Source organism: Planctomycetota bacterium (assembly GCA_039819165.1).
Classification (GTDB): Bacteria; Planctomycetota; Phycisphaerae; order Phycisphaerales; family UBA1924; genus JAHCJI01.
Map to the genome: position 1 here is coordinate 1 of JBCBSM010000035.1, position 503 is coordinate 503.

General features: G+C 67.2%; 1 protein-coding gene. It reads left to right on the plus strand.

Features of this window, described 5'->3' with window-relative positions; genetic code table 11:
• Positions 1-311, plus strand: a 311-nt coding sequence (locus tag AAFX79_13915; protein MEO1009650.1) for an EscU/YscU/HrcU family type III secretion system export apparatus switch protein, incomplete at its 5' end; no start/stop codon positions are given.
• Between the last annotated feature and the right edge of the window lie 192 nt (positions 312-503).

The window sequence follows — 503 nt, forward strand, 5'->3', positions numbered from 1 at the left end:
AGCGCCTGCAGCGCGACGTTCCCGAGGCGGACGTCATCGTCACCAACCTGACACACTTCGCAGTCGCGCTGAAGTACGACGCCGATCGCATGGGCGCCCCACGCGTGGTCGCCAAGGGCGCCGACTACCTGGCCCTGCGCATTCGCTACATCGCCGCGGCACACGGTGTTCCCATCGTGGAGCGGCCGCCGCTGGCCCGGGCACTGTACGCGCAGGTCAAGATCGGCCGCGAAGTTCCGGTCGAGCACTACGAGGCCGTCGCCGAGGTGCTCGCCTACGTCTATCGCCTGGAGGAGCGCCTGGCGTCCTGACGCCGCGTTGATACATGGCTCGAGCCCTGACCAATACGCCGAATCCCCGCTGGGTTGACGCAGTCGCCCGCCATCGCGGTCTGCTCGTGCCGCTCGGGTTCATTCTGCTGCTGGTGGTCATCCTGGTCCCGCTGCCGCCGCTGGTGATGGACGTCCTCATCGCGTTCAACATCTGTGTCGCGGTCATCGTGC